The following is a 16,292-nucleotide window of genomic DNA, read 5'->3' as shown; positions in this document are numbered from 1 at the left end:
GAAGCCGCGCAGCAGACGGCCGAATCGCTGCGCCAGTCGTCGCAGGCGATCGACGACCTCACGCTCGTCGCGAACCAGTTGCGCACCAGCGTGTCGCGCTTCAAGGTCGACGCGTGACGCGCGTCGAGTCGCACGGCGCCGCGCACGCGCTGTTCCTGATGTTCGAGCTCGACGGCGAGCGCTACGCGCTCGACGCGGCCGACATCGACGAGGTGTTGCCGCTCGCGACCGCCAAGGCCGTGCCCGGCGCGCCCGAATGGATCGCCGGGCTGCTGATGCGCGGCGGCCAGCCGGTGCCCGTGATCGACGTGCCGATGCTCGCGCTTGGACGGCGCGCACATGCGTTGCGTTCGACGCGGCTGGTGATGGTCCGCTACCGCGCCGGGCAGCTCGACCGCGAGCGCGTGATCGGCCTGATCATCGAGCGCGCGACGCAGACGCTGCGGATCGACCGCACGGCGTTCCGCGCCAGCGGCGTATCGACCGCGCGCACGCGCTGGCTCGGGCGCGTCGCGAACACGCCCGACGGGATCGTGCAGCAGGTCTCGGTGTCCGACCTGATCGACGACGTTGCGCGCCTGTATCTGTTCGACGGCCTGCCGGGCCACGGAGGGGAATCCGCATGAAAGAATCCGATTCGCGATTTCGCGGCTGGCTGCTGCGCGAGACCGGCATCGACCCCGATTCGCTCGGCAACGATTTTCTGAGCCGCGCGCTGACGGAGCGCGTGCAGGCGCTGCAGGGCGACGGCGAGCGGCTGCCGTCGGCGGCGCGGCCGCCCGTCACGCCGGAAGCGCTCGACGCGTACTGGCAGCACCTCAACGCGTCGGCCGACGAACGGCGCGCACTGATCGAGCTGTTCATCGTGCCGGAGACGTGGTTCTTCCGCGATCGCGAGGCGTTCGCGACGCTCGCGCGGCACGCGGCCGAGCGGCTCGCCGCGACGCCCGGGCGCGTGATCCGCGTGCTGAGCGCGCCGTGCTCGACCGGCGAGGAGCCGTATTCGGCGGCGATGGCGCTGCTCGACGCCGGGCTCGAGCCGGCCAGCTTCACGATCGACGCGCTCGACCTGAGCCCGCGCGCGATCGAACAGGCGCGGCTCGGCTGCTACGGGCGCAATGCGTTTCGCGGCACGGCGACCGAGTTCCGCGGCCGCTACTTCACGCCGGTCGCCGACGGCTGGCTGCTCGACGAGCGCGTGCGCGCGTGCGTGCAGTTTCGCCAGGCGAACCTGGTCGAACCGGGCACCGATACGGGCATCCGCTACGATTTCGTGTTCTGCCGCAACGTGCTGATCTATTTCGACCGCGACGCGCAGGACCGGGTGATCGGTTCGCTCGAAAGCGCGCTCGCCGACGACGGCATGTTGTTCGTCGGGCCGGCCGAAACGGGCGTCGCGATGCGGCACGGGATGCGTTCGGCCCGCGTGCCGCTCGCGTTCGCGTTTCATCGCGGGCGCGATGGCGCCGCGGCGGACGGGTACGCGGCCCGCCATGCGGCGCCGATACCCGCGATTGCGCCGTACCGGCGCGCCGAGCGTTTCGCCGTGGCGCCGCCGGCTGCGACGCGCCCGCTGCTGGCCGTCGTCCCGCCGGCGTGGAGCGATGCCGCGCCGTCGCGCGCTGCCTTTGAACCGGCCGGGCGACCGACGGCGTTCGGGCCGCGGGCCGACGCGCGCGTCGATCCGCTGGGCGATGCGGCGAACGTGGCCGACACGCCCGCGCCCGCGCCGGCGGCCGCCGACGGCGCCGCGCCGACGCTCGAGGAAGCGCAGGCGCTGGCCAATGCGGGCGCATTCGACGAGGCCGAGCGCGTGCTCGCGCAGTTCTCCGCGCACGCCGGGCCGCACGCCGACGCGTTCTACCTGAACGGGCTGATCGCGGATGCGCGCGGGCGGGTCGCGGAAGCGGGCGATTTCTACCGGAAGGCGCTGTATCTGCGGCCGACGCACCACGAAGCGCTGACGCATCTCGCGACCTTGCTGGACGTCGGCGGCGACGGCGCCGGCGCGCAATGGCTGCTCGAGCGTGCGCGGCGCTCGGCCGGATAATGAGAGTACGGGTTGGGAGCCGACATCGGGATGACCGAGGAACGAATGAACCGCGACGCCGTTGCCACTGACGACACGACGATCGGCGTCGACGATTGCTGGAACCGGATCGGCACGCACGGCGACCGCTCGTGCGAGCGGCTGGCCGATTGCCTGCGCTGCCTGAACTGCCCGGTCTACGCGTATCACGCGGCGAAACTGCTCGAACGCCCGCTCGGCGCCACCGAGCTGGCCGACGCGACGCAGCGGATCAGCGCGTTCGACGCGACCCGCGCGCACGGCGACGACGATACGCATCAGGCGGCACTGGCGTTTCGCGTCGCCGACGAATGGCTCGCGCTGCCGATCGGCGTGCTGCGCGAGATCGCCGGCACGCGTCCGATCCATTCGCTGCCGCATCGTCGCCATTCGGCCGTGCGCGGCGTGGTCAACATTCGCGGCACGCTGCGCATCGCGATCTCGATCGGCGCGCTGCTCGGCCTCGACGCGGGCAAGGGCCGCGAGGGTGGCGCGGACGGCCGTTTCACGCGGCTGCTGGTCGCCGCGCACCAGGGCGAGCCGGTGGTGTTCCCGGTCGACGAAGTCGAGGGCGTGCTGCGCTTCGGCGCATCCGAATGGGTGCCCGTGCCGGCGACGGTCGGGCGCGCGAGCGCCGGCCTGTCGCGCGGCGTGCTGTCGTGGCGCGGCAAGTCGATCGGCTTGCTCGACGACGATCGGCTGTTCGACGCCGTGACACGGAGCATGCGATGAGCGGCGATGACGATCTGAGCCAACTGTCGCTGCTCGAGCTGTATCGCGAGGAGACGCGCACGCAGACCCAGGCGCTGTCCGAGCGCCTGCTCGCGCTCGAGTCGGGCGAGCCCGACTCCGTCGCGCTCGAGGCGTGCATGCGCGCCGCACATTCGCTGAAGGGCGCCGCGCGCATCGTCGGCGTGCCGCTCGGCGTCGACATCGCGGGGCGCATGGAAGAATGCTTCGTCGCGGCGCAGGCCGGCACGATCGCGCTGACGGCCACGCATGTCGACGTGCTGCTGGCCGGCGTCGACCTGCTGGTTCGCGTCGCCGATCCGCAGGCGCAGCCCGTGTCGCCGGCGGAGATCGAGGCGTTCGCGCTGGCGCTGACGGGCGCCGACGGCGCGCACGCGATGCCGGCACCGGCTTTCGCGCCGCCGCCGGCGGCCGCGGCGCCGTCCGTCGTGCCGTCTCGCGAGCACGACGGCGCCGCGAACGAGCCCGTGGGGGCCGGCGCCGCGGTGCCGCCGCTCGCGCTGCCGGCGGCCGTGCCCGATCCGGTCCAGGCCGGCCGCGCGGCCGGCGCGGGCGCGATGCGCCGCGTGCGGGCCGATACGCTGAACCGGCTGCTGAGCCTGTCCGGCGAGTCGCTCGTCGAATCGCGCTGGCTCAAGCCGTTCGCGGAGTCGATGCTGCGCGTGAAGCGCGCGCAGCGCGACGCGGCCCGTTCGCTCGATCTGTTGTACGAACAGTTTGCCGACGATCTCGACGCGGGCGTGCTCGCATCGGTGAACGAAGTGCGGCACATGCTCAACGACCTGCAGCGTTCGCTCGCCGAGCGCATGGACGAATTCGACCGCTTCGAGCGGCGCAGCACGCATATCGCCGAACAGCTGTACGACGAGGCGCTGCAGTGCCGGATGCGGCCGTTCGGCGATGCGACGCGCGCGTATCCGCGGATCGTCCGCGATCTCGCGCGCTCGCTCGGCAAGCAGGTGCGCTTCTCGATCGTCGGCGAAGGCACGCAGGTCGACCGCGACATTCTCGACCTGCTCGACGCGCCGCTCGGCCACCTGCTGCGCAACGCGATCGACCACGGTGTCGAAGCGCCCGACGCGCGCCTCGCGCGCGGCAAGCCGGCCGAGGCGAGCGTGACGCTCGAAGCGCGGCATAGCGCCGGCTCGCTGCTCGTCAGCGTGATCGACGACGGGCCGGGCGTCGACATGGATGCGTTGCGCGCGGCGGTGGTGCGCCAGCGCCTGACCGACGACGAGACGGCCGCGCGGCTGTCCGATCCCGAACTGCTCGAATTCCTGCTGCTGCCGGGCTTCTCGATGCGCGATGCGGTGACCGACGTGTCGGGGCGCGGCGTCGGCCTCGACGCGGTGCAGGAGATGGTGCGCGGCGTGCGCGGCGCGGTGCGCATCTTCAACGAGCCCGGCGCGGGCATGCGCTTCGTGCTGCAGTTGCCGCTCACGCTGTCGGTGATCCGCAGCCTGCTGGTCGAGGTCGGCGGCGAGCCGTACGCGTTCCCGCTCGCGCACGTGCGCCGCACGCTCGAACTGTCGCACGACGACATCGACGTGCTCGAAGGCCAGCCGCATTTTCCGTTCGACGGCCGGCGCGCGGGCCTCGTCGCCGCGCACCAGCTGCTCGATGCCGGCGAGCCCGGCGTCGCGCGCGCGAGCACGGCGGTCGTGGTCGTCGGCGGCGAGCCCGAGCTCTACGGTGTCGCCGTAGACCGCTTCCTCGGCGAACGGATGCTCGTCGTGCAGCCGCTCGACAGCCGCCTGCACAAGATCCAGAACATCGCGGCCGGTGCGTTGCTCGAGAACGGCGACCCGGTGCTGATCGTCGATGTCGAGGACCTGATCCGCTCCGTCGACAAGCTCGTGCGCGGCGGACAGCTCGCGAAACTCACGCGCGACCGGCAGCTCGCGCTCGCCGACCGGCGCCGCCGCCTGCTCGTCGTCGACGATTCGCTGACGGTGCGCGAGCTCGAGCGCAAGCTGCTGGAAAAGCGCGGCTACGACGTGACCATCGCGGTCGACGGGATGGACGGCTGGAATGCGGTGCGCAGCGACGCGTTCGACCTGGTCGTCACCGACGTCGACATGCCGCGCATGGACGGGATCGAACTCGTCACGCTGATCAAGGGCGATCCGACGCTCAAGCGCGTGCCGGTGATGATCGTGTCGTACAAGGATCGCGACGAGGATCGCCGGCGCGGGCTCGATGCCGGTGCCGACTACTACCTCGCGAAGAGCAGTTTCCACGACGAGGCGCTGCTCGACGCGGTGCACGACCTGATCGGAGACGCACGCGGATGAACATCGGCATCGTCAACGATCTGCCGCTTGCCGTCGAGGCGCTGCGCCGCGTGATCGCGCTGCGCACGGATCACCGCGTGCTGTGGGTGGCGACCGATGGCGACGAGGCAGTGGATTTCTGCGTCGCGCATCCGCCCGACCTCGTGCTGATGGATCTCGTGATGCCGAAGCTCGACGGCGTGGCCGCGACCCGGCAGATCATGGCGCGCGCGCCGTGCGCGATCCTGATCGTGACCGCGAGCGTCAGCGCGAACACGTCGTCGGTCTACGAGGCGATGGGGGCCGGCGCGCTCGACGCGGTCGACACGCCGACGCTCGCGCTCGGCCTGCCGTCGGATGCGGCGCCGCAGCCGCTGCTCGCGAAGATCGACCAGATCGGCCGGCTGCTCGAAAGCCGGACCACGACGCTCGTGCCGCCCGGGCCGGCACCCGCGCGCGGCCAGCCGACGCTGATCGCGATCGGCGCGTCGGCGGGCGGGCCGACCGCGCTCACCGCACTGTTGCGCGCGCTGCCGGCCGATTTTCCGGCTGCGCTCGTGATCGTCCAGCACGTCGACCAGGCGTTCGCGGTCGGCATGGCGGAGTGGCTCGACGGCTATACGCGGCTGCCCGTGCGCGTCGCGCGGCAGGGCAGCGTGCCGCAGGCGGGCGAGGTGCTGCTCGCGGCGACCAACGATCACCTGTACATCTCGCCGCGCGGCGTGCTCGGCTATACGCGGCATCCGGCCGAGACGCCGTACCGGCCGTCGATCGACGTGTTCTTCAACAGCGTCGCCGACGGCTGGGAGGGCGACGCGCTCGGCGTGCTGCTGACCGGGATGGGGCGCGATGGCGCGCTCGGGCTGAAGGCGATGCGCGCGAAGGGGTGCTACACGATCGCGCAGGACGCGGCGACGAGCGCCGTCTACGGGATGCCGAAGGCGGCCGCGGCGATCGGCGCGGCGTCGGCGATCCTGCCGCTCGACCGGATCGCGCCGCAACTGATTTCACGCGTGACGCGCATGCCGCTCGACTGACGGCGCGCCGCGGCCCCGGCGGGGCCGCATTGCGCGCGCCGTGCGGCGTCGCGTACAATTGCCGCCTGCGGAGATGGCATGCCTCCCTGCGGTCGATCCCGGCGCGTCGCGCGCGGTTCGGCCCTCAACCGCCGGTTTGCCCGGCTGATGATGCCTGCGTGTTCCTGGGTCGTCAGGAGGTCGCAGGCCGTCCATGCGGTATTCTGCCGCCCAGGTTTTGATGTCCCGTCGAATCTGGAAATCATGTTTTTCTCGACTTCTGCCGATTTTTTCGCGACCGTGCGCTACGTGTGCCGCTGGCTCGCGCTCTCTGCGTTGCTCGGCGCGCTGGCCGGCACGGCTTCCGCGTTGTTCCTGATCGCGCTCGACTGGGCGACCGGCACGCGCGTCGCGCATCCCTGGCTGCTGTGGGGGCTGCCGGCCGCCGGTTTGGCGACCGGCTGGGTCTACCACCGGTTCGGCCAGTCGGTCGCGCGCGGCAACAACCTGCTGATCGACGAGATTCACGACCCGAAGGCGCTGGTGCCGAAGCGGATGGCGCCGCTCGTGCTCGTCGCGACCGTCGTCACGCACCTGTTCGGCGGGTCGGCCGGCCGCGAGGGCACGGCCGTGCAGATGGGCGGCGCGCTCGCCGATCGCGTCACGCACCTGTTCCGGCTCGATCGCGAGCATCGGCGCGTGCTGCTGATGGGCGGCATCGCTGCCGGGTTCGCGTCGGTGTTCGGTACGCCGCTCGCGGGCGCCGTGTTCGGGCTCGAGGTGCTCGCGATCGGGCGCGTACGGTACGACGCGCTGCTGACCTGCGTCGCGTCGGCGATCGTCGCGGATGTCGTGTGCCGCGCGTGGGGTGTGCATCACACCGCTTATGCGATTCCGTTCGTGCCGGCCGTGTCGGCGACGAGGCTGGCCGCGACGGTCGTCGCGGGTGTCGCGTTCGGCGTCGTCGGCCGGCTGTTCGCGTTCGCGACGCATGCGCTGACCGCGTGGTTTCGCCGCCTGATCCGCCATGCGCCGCTGCAGCCGGTGCTCGGCGGCCTGCTGGTCGCGGTGGCCGCCACCGTGCTGAACGTGCCGCAGTACCTCGGGCTCGGGATTCCGACGATCGAAGCCGCGTTTCACGGGCCGCTGCCGGCTTACGATTTCGCGGGCAAGTTCGCGTTCACCGTCGTCACGCTCGCGTCGGGGTTCAAGGGCGGCGAAGTGACGCCGCTGTTCTACATCGGCGCGACGCTGGGCAACGCGCTCGGACAGGTGCTGGCGCTGCCGGTGCCCGTGCTGGCGGGGCTCGGTTTCGTCGCGGTGTTCGCGGGCGCGGCCAACACGCCGATCGCGTCGACGATCATGGCGATCGAACTGTTCGGCGCGGATGTCGGCGTGTATGCGATCGTCGCCTGCGTGGTCGCCTATCTGTTTTCCGGACACGCGGGGATTTATCGCGCGCAGCGGGTGGCGGTAGGGAAGGGGGCGCAGGTGGAGGTGGAGTAAGGCGGCGAGCTGGGCGGCCGGCCGCATCGCGACGGAAGCCGACGCCCGGTGATCCCGGGCATCAGCGGGAACGGCGGCGCTCTTCGCCGTTACGCCTTCGGCAGCTTCGCGACGTTCCGCGCGAGCAGTTCCTCGATATCGATGCCCTTCTCCGCGAGCAACGTCGTGACGACGCCGGTCAATTCCCCGAGGGTTTCCTTGACCGATTCGCGGATCGTATCCACGACGACCTGCGTGCTGCGCTCGATCTCGATATTGACCTTGTCGCCGACGCCCTTCGCATCGAAGGTGGTCGCGCGTCGCGTTTCGGGAATCAGCCAGACGTCGAACCAGCCTTCGTCGCGATTGACGTCCGACACGGTGAGGCTGCAGCCGTTGATCGCGATATAGCCTTTCGCAAACACGTAGCGCCTGAAATCGGCCGGCACGCCGATGCGGATCATCCGGTTGTGTTCGGACGACGCGATGTTCGCGATCGTTCCCATGAAGTCGACGTGTCCGGACAGCGGATGTCCGCCGATTTCAGCGCCGTCCTTCGCGGCCCGCTCGACGTTGATCCGGGCGCCGGTCGTGAGGTCGGCGAGCGTGGTGATGCGCAGGCTCGGCAACATCACGTCGAAGTCGATCAGCTCGGGCGAGTGGATGGTCGTCACGGTCAGGCAGACGCCGTCGACCGAGACGCTCGCGCCGATCTCGATGTCGGTGGTGAACCGCTCGGGGAATTCGATGCTGAACGTTCTCAGTTCGCCGTGATCCTTGATGGCCTTGATGACGCCAACACCCTGAACAATGCCTGTAAACATGATCCGCCTTTCGTCGCAAATTGCCTGGCCGGTATGATAAGTGATCCCGGCTCGCCTCGTTCGCAAGGGGTTTGCCGGGCAGCGCACGGCGGCTCGCGTGGCGCCATCGAATGGAATCGACGACGCACGCAACGGCCGCGTGAATTCCTCACGATCGCATCGACGTCCCGCATGACGCAACCGGCCGCGGCGGCGGTGCGCCGCGCATCCGGTTGCAATCGGGGCGCCTTCAGGCTTGCGCCGGCTCCCCAAGCGGCCCGGCATGACCGTCCGCCGTGCGCCGCGGCGGATCGATCAGGCCCTTGGCGAGTTCCAGCGCCTGCCGCTCGAACAGCCGGCGATACGTCCCGCCGTCGATGCGGATCAGCGCGTCGTGGCTGCCTTCCTCGATCACCTTGCCGCGCTCGAGCACGATCAGACGGTCGAGCGCGCGCACCGTCGACAGCCGGTGCGCGACGACGAGCGTCGTGCGCCCGACCATCAGCCGCTCCATCGCCTGCTGGATCAGCACCTCGCTTTCGCTGTCGAGGCTCGACGTCGCTTCGTCGAGGATCAGGATCGGCGCATCGGCGAGGAACGCACGCGCGATCGCGACGCGCTGGCGTTCGCCGCCCGACAGCTTGATCCCGCGCTCGCCGACGAGCGTGTCATAGCCGTCCGGCAGCGCGACGATGAAGTCGTGCGCGCTGGCAAGACGCGCGGCGCGCTCGATCTCCGCACGGCTCGCGTCGGGGCGCGCATACGCGATGTTCTCCGCGAGCGTGCGGTGGAACAGCACGGGTTCCTGCTGGACGATCGCGATCTGGCTGCGCAGCGAATCCTGCCGCACTTGCGCGATGTCCTGGCCGTCGATCGTGATGCGGCCGCCCGACACGTCGTACAGGCGCTGGATCAGCTTGATGAACGTCGTCTTGCCCGACCCGGAATGGCCGACGAGGCCCACGCGTTCGCCGGGCGCGATGCGCATCGAGAAGTCGTCGTACAGCGGCACCGGATGGTTGCCGTAGCGGAACGTCACATGCTCGAAGCGGATCTCGCCTTGCCCGATCCGGATCGCGGGCGCGCCGGGCCGATCGTCGATGCCGAGCGGCTGGCGCTCGAGCGCGACGAGCTCTTCCATGTCGTTGACCGAGCGTTGCAGGTTGCGGATGTGCATGCCGACGTCGCGCAGGTAGCCCTGCAGCATGAAGAACATCGTCAGCGAGAACGCGATGTCGCCGACGCTCGCTTCGTCGTTCGCCCAGAGCCGCAGCGCGACGCCGATCATCGCGGCCTGCATCGCGACGAGCATCGCGCCCTGCAGCCCCCCGTTGAACGTGCCGCGCACCCACGTGCGGCGCGTGCGCTGGCGCCACTTGCCGATCACGCGATCGAGCCGCGCTTCCTCGCGCGTTTCCGCGCCGAACGCCTTGACGACCGCGTTGCAGCTCACGGCGTCGGCGAGCGCGCCGCCCATGCGCGTGTCCCACAGGTTGCCGAGCCGCGCGGCCGGCGCGACGATGCCGAGCGACACCGCGACCGTTACCGAGATGTACAGCAGCGAACCCGCACCGACGACGAGCCCCATCACCGGCCAGTGCGTGCCGAGCAGCACGGTCGCGCCGACGAGCATCGTGACCGACGGCAGCAGCGCGATCAGCACCGTGTCGTTCAGCAGGTCGAGTGCCCAGATCCCGCGCGTGATCTTGCGCACGGTCGACCCCGCGAAGCTGTTCGCGTGCCAGTCGGTCGAGAAACGCTGCACGCGATGGAACGACGCCGCGGCGATCTCGCTCATCATCTTCAGCGTGAGCGTGATGATGTTCAGGTAGACGCCCTGCCGCAGCAGCGTCGCGCCGATGCCGAGCGCGGCCAGCGTGCCGAACGCGGTGACGGCCGCATGCCACGCGGCGGCGCGGTCGGTCGGGCCGCTCGACAGCGCATCGACGAGGCGCCCGGCGAACAGCGGCGTGAGCACGTCGGCAAGCGCGCCGAGCAGCGCCAGCGTCGTGATCGTCGCGATGCGCACCGGCTGCTTGCGCCAGTAGCGGAACGTGAAGCCGAAGACGGCCTGGAATGCCTGGCCGCCCAGATGGGTGGTTTTTCTGGTCATGTATCGTTGCCCGGCGCATCGCGCGACGGGACTTTCCGGTTCGGAGAACGTCGAAAACGCGACAGCCGGACCGCGCGCACGACGCGGGCGAAACGAAACGGGCTGTCGGGAAATTGCGCAGGCGGGCGGGTTAGCGGAGCACCCGGAAGCCGGCGCGGACGACGGGCTGGATCAGCCGCGCCGTGGGACCACGTTCGGGAAGGTTGCTGGCATTCGGAACATCTGCACCTCCCTGAAGTGAACGGTTGAAAGGACGCCGAAAAAGACGTGAAGGAATTTTATCAGCAGAGCCGGACGCGCTGCAACGTCTGACGAATGCGGCGTTGCAGCAGCGATGCGGTTAGTATTCGGGGTTTTGGCCCTCTTTCGTGCGCGTTCCGCGGTGCGGTGCCGCACGGGGCGGCGGGCGGCATCGATTACACTCTGCCGTTGCGCGCCGGCCGCTGCGGCCCCGCCGATTCACCCCGATACACTCCTGAGGAAACGATGAGCGACGTTCAGCAAGGCATCCTGGCTCCGATCGACACGGCGGCCCGATACCTCACTTTCACGATTTCGAACAACGTCAATGTGGCCGCGGCGCTCGCGGCATTGCGCGAGCTCGTCGACGGGCGCGACGCGGTCGCAGGCTTCGGGCAGGCGCTGGCCGCGCATCTCGGCCGCCCGGTTCCGGGGCTCACCGAATACCCGGCGTTCGCGGTGAACGACCGTACGCTGCCGATCACGCCGGCCGACGTCTGGGTCTGGCTGCGCGGCGACGATCGCGGCGCACTCGTGCTGCGCGCGCGGGCGATCGAGCGGGCGCTCGCGCCGGCGTTCGTGCTGCAGGACGCGGTCGACGGGTTCCGCTATTCGACCGATCGCGACCTGTCGGGTTACGAGGACGGCACCGAGAACCCGACCGGCGACGACGCGCTGGCCGCGGCGGTCGTCACGGGGCAGGGCGCGGGGCTCGACGGTTCGAGCTTCGTCGCGGTTCAGCAATGGCTGCACGACTTCGACCAGATGGAGCGCATTGCGTCGGGCGACATGGATCACATCATCGGCCGCCGCCGCTCGGACAACGAGGAACTCGACGACGCGCCCGAGTTCGCGCACGTGAAGCGCACCGCGCAGGAGAGCTTCGAGCCGGAGGCATTCATGCTGCGCCGTTCGTCGCCGTGGTCCGATGCGCGCCGCGCGGGGCTCTACTTCGTCGCGTTCGGCCGTTCGTTCCGCGCGTTCGACGTGCAGATGCGCCGGATGAGCGGCGCGGACGACGGCATCGTCGACGGCCTGTTCCGCTTCACGCGACCGCTGACGGGCGCGTATTTCTGGTGCCCGCCGGTGAAGGACGGCAAGCTGGACCTGTCCGCGCTCGGACTCTGAGCGCCGGACGACATCCGCAAACGGGCGGGCCGCGCATCGCGCGCGGCCCGCCCGTTTTGCTTGTGACGCGGCGATCGCGTGCGGCGCGGTACGCCGCCCGTCAGTTCAGCGTCGTTTCGATGCGCGTGCCGCGCTTGATGAACAGCGTCACCGGCGTCTTCTCGCAGATTTCCGCGAGCCGCTGGCGCTGCGCATCGCCGAGCGGGCCGTCGAGCGTCACGACGCGGCGCACGTATTGCTGCCCTTCACGATCGGCATGCAGTTCGGTGCGCACGTCGATGCGCGCGGCCGGCCACGTCTTGCGCTGCATGTACATGCGCAGCGTCGCGGCCGTGCATTGTGCGAGGCCGGCCAGCACGAACTCGAACGGCGCCGGCCCGAGGCCCTGTCCGCCTTCGCGCGGCGCTTCGTCGCCGGTCAGCGCGTGCGCGCCGGCCTGCAGCTGGACGACGTAGTCGGGCGCGTCGGCGGCGAGGGTGGCGGCAGCGTGGATGAGCGGCATGGCAAGTCTCCGGTAAGCGGGTAAGAGGCGGCCGCGACGATGCGCGGCGTGCGAGCCGTCAGCATACCGTCTCGAGGAAAAACGCGGGCGCCACGCGCGTCGACGGGGCTCGCCGGGATCAGCCGGCGACGCCGGCACTCCGGCGCACGAGCGTGGCGACGCGTTCGCGCACCCACTGGTGCGCGCGGTCGGTCTCGCGCGACTCGTGCCAGTACGCGAGCAGCGGAAACGGCTTGAGCCGCAGCGGCAGCGGCTGCACTGCGATCGGCAGCATCGCCGCCATGCGCAGCGCATACGTGCGCGGCAGCGTCAGCAGCAGGTCGCCCGCCGCGGCGATCTGGCATGCGGCGAAGTAATGCTGGCAGACGAGCTGGATGTGACGGAAGCGCCCGTCGTTGCCGAGCAGCACGTCGAGCGATTGCGGTTCGCCGAGCGACGACACCGCGACATGCCGCGCGGCGAAATAGTCGCCGCGCCGCAGCGGACCGCCGGTCAACGGATGATCGTGCCGCATCGCGACGACGAGCGAATCGTCGAGCAGGTGCTCGGTCACGATGCGCGGGCCGGTCTGCACGCGTCGATCGACAGCCAGATCGAGATTGCCCGACGCGAGTTCGCGTTCGATGTCGTGCACCGCGACGCGGCGGCTCACGAATCGCAGGCCCGGCGCTGCGCCGGCGAATGCGGCGACGATCTGCGGCAGCGCGATCGATTCGAGCACGTCGCGAATGCCGACCGCGATGCTCAGGTCGAGCGTCGCCGGGTCGAATGCCGCCGGGTCGCGCGCGGCGCGCTGCAGGCCGGCGAGGTGAAGCTGCACGTCCGCGATGATCGCGCGCGTGCGCTCGGTCGGCACGACGCGGTTGCCCTGGCGCACGAACAGCGGGTCGTCGAAATGCGCGCGCAGCCGGTTGAGCGCATGCGTGACGGCCGGCTGCGTCAGGTGCAGCGCACGGGCGGCCGCGCCGATGCCGCCGTGCACGTAGACCGCATCGAGCACGCGGAACAGGTTCAGGTCGAGACGATGGTCGGCGGGCACGGACGAAGGCGGCGTGGTGGGCGGTGGGGCGATTCTAATGGATGCGCGAACAACGGAACGCGGGTGCGCGTTGTACAGGCGACCGATGCCGTCCGATGCATGCCGATGACGATCGTCCCGCTACGCGAGCGTGCGTGGAGCCGATGCGCGATACGAGGCAGGCGTCACGATGCGAGTCCGCCCGTCGGCACGCGCATTTCCGCGCGGCCAGATCATCGGTCGGCGACAGCCTGTAGAAATCCGCCATCATGCTGTCCCGGTCGGCCATTTCGTGACAAAGAGACGACCCGTTCGGCTAGTTCGGCTAAGATGCCGTCGCTTCATATTTCGAGATAGCCGTCCCTGTCGCACGTGTTCAAACCAAATATAAGCCTGACAGTTCGACGGCAATTAAAAGAAGTCGAAACAGTCCGGGGGCTTGGCCAGTGGAAGCAGCAGATCAGAGGTGGGTCGTAATCTATTTGAGTACGGGGTTTTCCTTGGCCGAGGCCGCGCGTCTGAGCGAGGCCTTCAACCTGGCGAATCGCCTGAACGCGTTCAATGCGGATTACCAGCTGAAGTACGTATCCGAAAAGGGGGGCTTGCTGCAGTCGTCGTCCGGTGTGCAGATCGCCGCCGATTCGCTCGGCGACGAGCATGGCCATCGTGCACACGCGTTCTTTCATCTTCATGGTGAGCGCGCGTCGATCAACTGGAACGATGCGTTGCGGCGCCGCCTGAGCGACATCCGCCGCCATGCGCGCTGGATCGTCGATGCGATGGGCCTGTCGACGCTCGCCGCGTCGCAGCGGCAGACGGAAGCCGATCGCGCGCGAACCGATCGCGCCCGCGGTGCGGCGGCCACGATCGAACTGCAGGCCGGCGAGGCCGACGTGTTCGCGACCGTGCTCGACATGTTCCGCGCCGATCTCGGCGACAGCGCCGCACAGGAGATCGCCAGCAACCTGATGCAGCCGGTCGAGCAGCGCTATGCGCAGTCGATGTGGGCGTTTCGCGAACTGAGCGCGAGCCCGTCGATCCGGATGTCGGTGCAGCGGCTGCGCGCGCAGAGCGCGAACCGCATTTCGGTTGCGGAAGTCGCGCAGACGGTCGCGATGAGCGAGCGCAATTTCCTGCGGCGCTTCAAGAAGGAAATCGGCGTGACGCCGACCGAGTTCGTGCAGCACGTGCGGCTCGAGCGCGCCTGCCACATGCTGGTCCACACGACGCTGCCGGCCGACAAGGTCGCGCGGCGCACGGGCTTCGGCAGCGGCGAGCGTCTGGCCAAGCTGTTTCGCCAGCGCCTGCTGGTGTCGCCGACCGAATTTCGCGTCGCCGAGCGCGAGCGGATCCTGACGAACGGTGCCGGGACGCCGCACCCGCAGGCCGATCGGCAGCCCGCGCCGCGGCTCGCGACTGCCGACGGCGAGCGGGCGAGCCGGGGTGTGCGCGGCGATGCGCGGGAGAAAGCGGGGCGGATGAACGTAAAATCACCGTGTCGCGATCACGATCCCCGGTTTCCATGCCCCTGCTTCCCACTACCGCCACAGCCCCCTTCTGCCCGTCGGAAGTAAAGGGCAGCATCACGATCGACGCCGGCGCGTCGCGCTGGATGAAGCTCAAGCGCTTCTTCGGCCCGGGCCTGCTGGTCGCGATCGGCTATATGGATCCCGGCAACTGGGCCACCGACATCCAGGCCGGCTCGCAATTCGGCTATTCGCTGCTGTGGGTCGTCGCGTTCTCGAGCCTCGCCGCGATCTTCCTGCAGATGCTCGCCGCGCGGCTCGGCCTCGTCGCGGGCAAGGATCTCGCGCAGGCCAGCTACGACCGCTATGGCACCTTCGGCCGCATCGTGCAGTGGGTGACCGCCGAGGTGTCGATCATCGCGTGCGACATCGCCGAAGTGCTCGGCTGCGCGCTCGCGTTCAAGCTGCTGCTCGGCGTGCCGCTCGCGTGGGGGATCGTGCTGACCGCGCTCGATACGGTGATCGTGCTCGGGTTGCAAGGCAAGGGCGTCCGGCAGATCGAGGCGATCGTGCTCGGATTGATCGCGACGATGGCGTTCTGCTTCGTCGCGCAGGTCGCGATCACGCCGCCCGACTGGCATGCGGTCGCGAAGGGGCTCGTGCCGGGCAATCCGGGCCCTGACCGCAAGGACGCGATCGTGCTCGCGCTCGGCATCGTCGGCGCGACGATCATGCCGCACAACCTGTATCTGCATTCGTCGGTCGTGCAGACGCGCCATGTCGTCGGCGGCGCGCGCGGCCTGATCCGCGACACGCTCGCGCTGGTGCGCATCGACACCTGCGTGTCGCTGTTCGTCGCGATGCTCGTCAATGCGGCGATCCTGGTCGTCGCGGGCGCGGCGTTCCATGCGACCGGCCAGCACGACGTGACCGACATCGAACAGGCGTACCGGCTGATCACGCCGATCGCGGGCGGCGCGGCCGCGCTGCTGTTCGGCATCGCGCTGCTCGCGTCGGGGCAAAGCTCGACGCTGACCGGCACGATCGCCGGCCAGGTGATCATGGACGGCTTCCTGCATACGAAAATCCCGTGCTACCAGCGCCGGCTGATCACGCGCGGGCTCGCACTGGTGCCCGCGCTGATCGGCGTGCTGTGGCTCGGCGAAAACTCGGTCGGGCAACTGCTCGTCTGGAGCCAGGTGCTGCTGAGCCTGCAGCTGCCGTTCGCGATGTGGCCGCTGATCCGGTCGGTCAGCGATCGCAACACGATGGGCGAGCATGCGATCGGTCGCGGGATGCAGGCCGCCGCCTGGGTACTGTTCGCCGTCATAACCGGCACGAACCTGCTGCTGATCACGGGTGTCGCGGGCTGATACAGCTTGTCACAGGCTGAAACAGGCGCGTGGCGCGCCTGCGTTAAACTGCGCCTT

At 69.8% G+C, this 16,292-nt stretch carries 13 protein-coding genes and 1 riboswitch; of the genes, 9 read left to right on the top strand and 4 right to left on the bottom strand.

What is annotated here, in order from left to right; all coding sequences use genetic code 11:
* Nucleotides 1-113 precede the first annotated feature (113 nt).
* The 6 genes from DID99_RS23165 (at nt 114) to DID99_RS23140 (ending at nt 7,613) form a co-directional block, all read left to right on the top strand.
* Entirely contained in the window at nt 114-626 is a 513-nt protein-coding gene (locus DID99_RS23165; protein ID WP_124486486.1) for a chemotaxis protein CheW, read from the top strand.
* On the top strand, nt 623-2,050 hold the full coding sequence (locus DID99_RS23160; protein ID WP_124667584.1) for a protein-glutamate O-methyltransferase CheR: 1,428 nt from the start codon (nt 623-625) through the stop codon (nt 2,048-2,050). Before DID99_RS23165 ends, DID99_RS23160 begins: the two co-directional genes overlap by 4 nt.
* A 45-nt stretch (nt 2,051-2,095) precedes the next feature.
* Nucleotides 2,096-2,800, top strand: a complete 705-nt coding sequence (locus DID99_RS23155) for a chemotaxis protein CheW (protein ID WP_124667585.1) — start codon at nt 2,096-2,098, stop codon at nt 2,798-2,800.
* Complete coding sequence (locus tag DID99_RS23150) at nt 2,797-5,112, top strand: hybrid sensor histidine kinase/response regulator (protein WP_124667583.1); 2,316 nt, start codon at nt 2,797-2,799, stop codon at nt 5,110-5,112. The genes DID99_RS23155 and DID99_RS23150 overlap by 4 nt, the downstream gene beginning before the upstream one ends.
* Entirely contained in the window at nt 5,109-6,128 is a 1,020-nt protein-coding gene (locus tag DID99_RS23145) for a chemotaxis response regulator protein-glutamate methylesterase (RefSeq protein ID WP_044846626.1), read from the top strand. Before DID99_RS23150 ends, DID99_RS23145 begins: the two co-directional genes overlap by 4 nt.
* 60 nt (nt 6,129-6,188) lie before the next feature.
* Nucleotides 6,189-6,292, top strand: a riboswitch (Fluoride riboswitch).
* Between the two features lie 79 nt (nt 6,293-6,371).
* A complete protein-coding gene (locus tag DID99_RS23140) occupies nt 6,372-7,613 on the top strand; it encodes a voltage-gated chloride channel family protein (protein WP_124667582.1) in 1,242 nt (413 codons plus the stop codon).
* An 89-nt stretch (nt 7,614-7,702) separates the two neighbouring features.
* Here the strand turns inward: DID99_RS23140 and DID99_RS23135 are convergent, their stop codons facing one another.
* Both DID99_RS23135 and DID99_RS23130 read right to left on the bottom strand, forming a co-directional pair.
* A complete protein-coding gene (locus DID99_RS23135) occupies nt 7,703-8,416 on the bottom strand; it encodes a riboflavin synthase subunit alpha (protein ID WP_124486482.1) in 714 nt (237 codons plus the stop codon).
* A gap of 229 nt (nt 8,417-8,645) precedes the next feature.
* Nucleotides 8,646-10,508, bottom strand: coding sequence for an ABC transporter ATP-binding protein (locus DID99_RS23130; protein WP_124646457.1), 1,863 nt, complete (start codon nt 10,506-10,508; stop codon nt 8,646-8,648).
* Between the two features lie 486 nt (nt 10,509-10,994).
* Between DID99_RS23130 and DID99_RS23120 the strand changes: the two genes are divergently transcribed.
* Entirely contained in the window at nt 10,995-11,876 is an 882-nt protein-coding gene (locus DID99_RS23120) for a Dyp-type peroxidase (RefSeq protein ID WP_124486480.1), read from the top strand.
* A gap of 100 nt (nt 11,877-11,976) precedes the next feature.
* Here the strand turns inward: DID99_RS23120 and DID99_RS23115 are convergent, their stop codons facing one another.
* Together DID99_RS23115 and DID99_RS23110 are read right to left on the bottom strand one after the other, a co-directional pair.
* Nucleotides 11,977-12,378, bottom strand: coding sequence for an OsmC family protein (locus DID99_RS23115; RefSeq protein WP_124646458.1), 402 nt, complete (start codon nt 12,376-12,378; stop codon nt 11,977-11,979).
* A gap of 118 nt (nt 12,379-12,496) precedes the next feature.
* The gene (locus tag DID99_RS23110; RefSeq protein WP_124646459.1) at nt 12,497-13,417 is read right to left on the bottom strand and encodes a LysR family transcriptional regulator; all 921 of its coding nucleotides are present in this window, start codon (nt 13,415-13,417) and stop codon (nt 12,497-12,499) included.
* Between the two features lie 479 nt (nt 13,418-13,896).
* On the opposite strand from DID99_RS23110, the gene DID99_RS23105 reads away from it, so the two are divergent.
* The gene (locus tag DID99_RS23105) at nt 13,897-14,970 is read left to right on the top strand and encodes a helix-turn-helix domain-containing protein (RefSeq protein ID WP_124486478.1); all 1,074 of its coding nucleotides are present in this window, start codon (nt 13,897-13,899) and stop codon (nt 14,968-14,970) included.
* The gene (locus tag DID99_RS23100) at nt 14,919-16,235 is read left to right on the top strand and encodes an Nramp family divalent metal transporter (protein WP_124667581.1); all 1,317 of its coding nucleotides are present in this window, start codon (nt 14,919-14,921) and stop codon (nt 16,233-16,235) included. The genes DID99_RS23105 and DID99_RS23100 overlap by 52 nt, the downstream gene beginning before the upstream one ends.
* Nucleotides 16,236-16,292: the final 57 nt, after the last annotated feature.

Source organism: Burkholderia sp. Bp8986 (genome assembly GCF_003854225.1).
In the GTDB taxonomy this organism is placed as follows: domain Bacteria; phylum Pseudomonadota; class Gammaproteobacteria; order Burkholderiales; family Burkholderiaceae; genus Burkholderia.
The sequence above is the reverse complement of the archived record's forward strand: the minus strand, read 5'-3'. Positions and strand labels throughout refer to the sequence as shown.

Coding starts and splice junctions, on each gene's coding strand:
- DID99_RS23145 (WP_044846626.1), top strand. CDS start 5,109: ATGAACATCGGCATCGTCAACGATCTGCCGCTTGCCGTCGAGGCGCTG.
- DID99_RS23135 (WP_124486482.1), bottom strand. CDS start 8,416: ATGTTTACAGGCATTGTTCAGGGTGTTGGCGTCATCAAGGCCATCAAG.
- DID99_RS23150 (WP_124667583.1), top strand. CDS start 2,797: ATGAGCGGCGATGACGATCTGAGCCAACTGTCGCTGCTCGAGCTGTAT.
- DID99_RS23160 (WP_124667584.1), top strand. CDS start 623: ATGAAAGAATCCGATTCGCGATTTCGCGGCTGGCTGCTGCGCGAGACC.
- DID99_RS23115 (WP_124646458.1), bottom strand. CDS start 12,378: ATGCCGCTCATCCACGCTGCCGCCACCCTCGCCGCCGACGCGCCCGAC.
- DID99_RS23120 (WP_124486480.1), top strand. CDS start 10,995: ATGAGCGACGTTCAGCAAGGCATCCTGGCTCCGATCGACACGGCGGCC.
- DID99_RS23155 (WP_124667585.1), top strand. CDS start 2,096: ATGAACCGCGACGCCGTTGCCACTGACGACACGACGATCGGCGTCGAC.
- DID99_RS23100 (WP_124667581.1), top strand. CDS start 14,919: ATGCCCCTGCTTCCCACTACCGCCACAGCCCCCTTCTGCCCGTCGGAA.
- DID99_RS23140 (WP_124667582.1), top strand. CDS start 6,372: ATGTTTTTCTCGACTTCTGCCGATTTTTTCGCGACCGTGCGCTACGTG.
- DID99_RS23130 (WP_124646457.1), bottom strand. CDS start 10,508: ATGACCAGAAAAACCACCCATCTGGGCGGCCAGGCATTCCAGGCCGTC.